This is a genomic window from Halobellus salinus (assembly GCF_014646875.1).
Taxonomy (GTDB): Archaea; Halobacteriota; Halobacteria; order Halobacteriales; family Haloferacaceae; genus Haloquadratum; species Haloquadratum salinum.
On sequence record NZ_BMOC01000038.1, the window covers coordinates 1 to 4,491 of the forward strand.

Below are 4,491 nucleotides of genomic sequence, written 5' to 3' on the forward strand. Positions count from 1 at the left end.
AACTCACAGCCCACCGAGTGGCTGACCTCTTTGACGATGTCCCGGAGGTAGCCGCCGTCATCCCACCAGAGGATGACTGGATCCTCGTCGGCAGCGTCATCGATGGCAGTCTGGATGGCGTCTTCAGCGCACTGTGGGAGGGTTTTCGTCGCGGGCATTATTCTGCAGCTTTCCGATCTACTGCTTGTAAGAGCTCTTCTCGAGTTTCCGTGCCAATTCGGGCGACCCCGACTCGCTGATAGGAAATCACCTGACACCCTTTGTCCTCTAGTTTTTCGAAGTCAACGGATTCAAGCGTACTTCGGGCAGCGCCGATACACCAGATAGAGCCCGGCTTAGCTTCGTCAATGAGTTTTGGCCAGATATCGCCTGCTGTCTTCTCAAAGGCGTCCGTCGACAGCAGAATCACCATTACGTCCGCCTCTCCTGCAGCAGTCAGAAGTTCCTCCTGAGCGCTTTCCCAGAGGTTAGCAGATGTCTCTTGGCGAGACTTGGTGCCATTTGCAATCGACTGATTGCCGTTGAGTACACCGAACTCTTTTGAGAGAATGTGGAGACGGGCTTCGGTCGATTCAGAGAGTTCCTCGGTTAATCCGGCCACCATTCCGAACAGGCCTTGGAAGTACTCCTTTGCGGGCTTTGTTCGGTCATCAGCGGTCGTGTTGGATCCTTCAGCGAAGATGTGTGCCTTCATCAGAGCACCTCGTCATCGACGGTTTTCGGAACGATTTCGGCATCAGATAGTGGTGTGATGTTGATCTCGACTCCGTGTTTATGATTTGGCTGATAGCCTGAGGTCGTGATCTCTGAGAGTGCTCGGTCAGCCCAATCGGACGAGATTTCCGACGAGATTTCCTTACAGTCCTCCGAAATGGACTCGCCAAGTTCGATATATTCATCAAGGTCACTTGCAAGCTGGGAGATCAGTCGCTGTCGCCGTGAGATGCCGGCGTCATCAAGCCGAGCTTGGTCGGCTTGCTCGAAGTCGTCGAAGTAGTAGGTCATGTAGAGAATACCGTTGCTCGCGAAATGCGAACTTCCGAGAAGATCGTCGGTGTAGTAGTCGAACAGGTCGTACAGGTGGGCTTCCACAGGCTGATCTGTATCGGTTGCATAAGCGTTGAACGCCGTTTCGAGGTCTTCCAGTGCGGTGATCCATTCCCCACGCTGGTCCTCGATCTTCTCGTAGAAATTTTCGGTGAACAGTTCACCCATGTCCACGTCCTCCATAGCGGCGAGTTCATCGACAATCTCGAGACGTTCTTTTGTTCGACGGCGGAACCTGACGACACGATTAGACGCCTCTTCAGCCATCATTTGGCTTTCCGTATCCCAATCTCTGGGGGAGGATTGAACCAATTCTACAAGTCGCTCTTCTAGCACCTCTATCTGCTCAAGTCCGCTTTCATACCTGTCGTACTGTTCGGCAGCCTCTGCCTGCTCACTCGTAGGTAGGGAATCGTCGTTGCGCCGGCGGTTTGCTGCTGTGCGTTGCTCGCTGAGGAAGTTCTTACGGGGTTCTAGGTAGTGGTTCTGGAGTCGATCGAACAATCCGGCATCCAGTTGGTGATAGTCCACTAGGCAGGCGAAACCCTCCCCACTTGGATCCGATACGAGACGCTCGGTGGTGAACCGCCATAGGATAGGCGTCCGGTCAAACTTTGTGACGTGATAATTGAAGAGGTCTTCTTCGAGCCACGTTCGAAGGTTGGGGTATGCTTCCTCGCCAGCACTCTGGCTACCGAGCACGTTATCAGCCTCAGCGAGGCGTGCATCGGCGTGCTCCCCCCAGATCCGTTCGAACTCAGACTCGATTTCTTCGAGGAGATCGTCCTCTCCTTCAATCCGTGATATCGGAATAATTCCGTCGTCTGTATTACTGACTGCGTGCAGAGAGAGATGGAGGAGAAGATCCTTAATCATCTCGGGGAACTTGTCTCCGGGTTCCGAAACCGATTTTGGGTCATATTCTTCTCGCTTACGCGGGTCCTCGTTTGTCCTGAGAGCTATCTCTTGGAGAACGGTCTCACGCTGGTCCTCAGAAATATCGAAGCAATCGAATACTGCCTCGTCAATTCGGTCAGCGCAGTCCTGTAGGTTTACCTCGATTTGTTCGAGATGGGCTGTTGCAGCAGTGCCGAGTTCGGATAGGGATGCTTCAGTATCGTATGTTGAGGACGGTGAGTCGAGGTCTAATTCATTCCGCAGTTTACGATGTGGGTGCTCATACAGGTCCAGCGTGTCTTCCTTGCCGAGTACATCGAGGAGGGCTGGCCCAGCGTAGTGTGGTGAAACAAAGTCGTACTGACGTTTTGAGACGAGATGTCCAGTCGCATCCTTCGAGAGGGTTTCCAAGACTTCTGCTGACTCCAGTTCTTCGCGCCAAGGTACTTTAGAAACTTGACCCACCTCCCACATTCGTTCGGTGGTTTGTGCAAGCATTAGGTAAGTGAAGAGGCGACTATTTGAATACGCTATCAGCGTCCAGAGTTCCCGTTTTGGGAAAATAGTTGGTCCTTTGTCCCCAAATATCGATCCTTCGGGAAGTAGCCCGAACCGTCTACCGCTCTCTTTTACTCTATTGAAGGTGACACCCTGATTCTTGAAATATTGGGTGTTCTGCGGGCGTGAACCATAGTATCTCTTGATTTCTTGTCCATCTTTCTCCCAGAGCGCTGTCCTCTTTATTCGAGGCAGGAGCCAAGAATCAGAACCACCCTTTGCGAGTGGCAGCCAATTTTGATTCTCCGTTTCCCAAAATTGGCGAGTAAACCTATCATCATCGCCAGTAGCTAGCCCCTGTTTTACTGCGCCCAACGTTTTCGAATCTACGCCAGCGTTGTCAGCATCTAGGACAATATCCGACGAGTACAGTCTTCTTAGTTCCTCAGGAACCCAGTAAGACATCGGGGTCCCTGGAATGAGGCCAAAGCTGGACAGATTTTGTCGGAATTTACGACGCACCCCGTTCTCAACGCCTTGCACGAATGCAGAATATAAGAACGAACTTTCCTTTTGACCCTTCTCCACGTCATCAAGCCGAAGAAATGTCCCTTTTTGTCCGGTTTCAACCCCGGATCGCACAACTGTCCCTGCGGTACGAACGGTAGCATTATCAAGAATGTCAATGCCGTATTCTGCGAGGAAGTCGAATGCTCCTTGCCCTCCAATGAAATCCTCCCTGAAATTCTCGAAGGTCTTGAGAAACATAAACGAACGCGGAACGAGCATACCAGTTCGGCCATTAGTCTTCGTTCGGCGATCACAGGCCTCAAAGAAATTGATATAGTATTCCTCCTTGTAGGTGTAGGTATCCGAAACATAGCTTTGGACGCCGTCCGGCATCCGGCCACCTGAACCATAGGGTGGGTTCATCAATGAAACATCGTACTCCTGAGTCAGCACGACCAGCAGATGGAGGAAGCTCCGGAGGTTCTGCTCACCAAACGAATCGCTAGTTTGATCCTCTACTGCCCGACGGAGCGCTTTCAGAAATGAATGTAGCGACTGGTGAGTACCCCCGTTGTAGTCACTGAGCTCTGCTTGCGTTTTACTGGAGTCGAACGCCTCTTCCAGCGTCCCACTCACGTCCAGCAGGCTCCCGAGTGCCTCGGTGTGTTGGAATGTTTCGATCACGTCATCCAGCGCCTCCCACAGATCGCTCCCTTCCCCGGTGATCTCGTCTAGCACGTCGGTAGCTTCCTCGACCTCGGCGACGCGAGCGTCCGCGCAGACGATTCCGACGTTGGGCATCTCGAACGCGCCTGCTTCCTCCTCAGCCCGCGTTCGAGCCTTCAGATACAGATTGAACGCCGAAAGCTGGCAGGAGCGCAGGTCGATGTCGACGCCGTAGAGGTTGTGTTCCAGCACCTTCGCGGGAATCTCCGCGCGGTCGAGGTTCGTCTCCTCCCACCAGATACGCTCCAGAATATCGAACGCATAGAGGAGGAAGTGCCCGCTCCCGCACGCGGGATCGATGACGCGAAGCTCTCGTGGGTGGTCGAAGTCCGGGGCGTCGCCAGGCTCTTCGTCTGGGATGAGGTACGTGCAAAGTTCCGGAACGCTGGGGGCGTCCGCCGGCGTGACTAAACGGTCCTTTCGCTCTTCAGGGGAGAGAGCTTCGGGGCCTGGGATAGCATCCGCTTGGTCGGTCGCTTCGAGATAGAGCTTACCGAGGGAGTTGTCCGCGAGCATCCGAACAACCCAGTGGGGCGTGTAGAACTGGTTTGCCGGTCCGACATCCTCCGGTTCGAGGGTGTTTTTTGCGTCTAGGGCCTCAACGACGGGCCGGTTGTAGTACTCATATACCCACCCGAGCACGTCGTCACCCCGCCAAACCTCGTCCTCGACGGAATCCAGCATTCCGCAGAGCTCCTCGAAGGTGTCGTCGTCGGGGTCGATCAGACTGTACGCGGATGAGCGGTCGAAGAGGATCTCAATTTCCTCAGCGAGATCGTCGCAAGCGTTGTGGTAGGCCTCCAGAATCGCTTC

The 4,491-nt window shown here is 53.8% G+C and carries 2 protein-coding genes; both read right to left on the reverse strand.

Features of this window, described 5'->3' with window-relative positions; translation table 11 throughout:
* Positions 1-157: 157 nt before the first annotated feature.
* Positions 158-694, reverse strand: coding sequence for a hypothetical protein (locus tag IEX72_RS14925; RefSeq protein WP_188788779.1), 537 nt, complete (start codon positions 692-694; stop codon positions 158-160).
* The coding region (gene pglX / locus IEX72_RS14930; RefSeq protein WP_188788781.1) for a BREX-5 system adenine-specific DNA-methyltransferase PglX at positions 694-4,491 on the reverse strand (3,798 nt) is incomplete at its 5' end. The genes IEX72_RS14925 and pglX, both read right to left, overlap by 1 nt.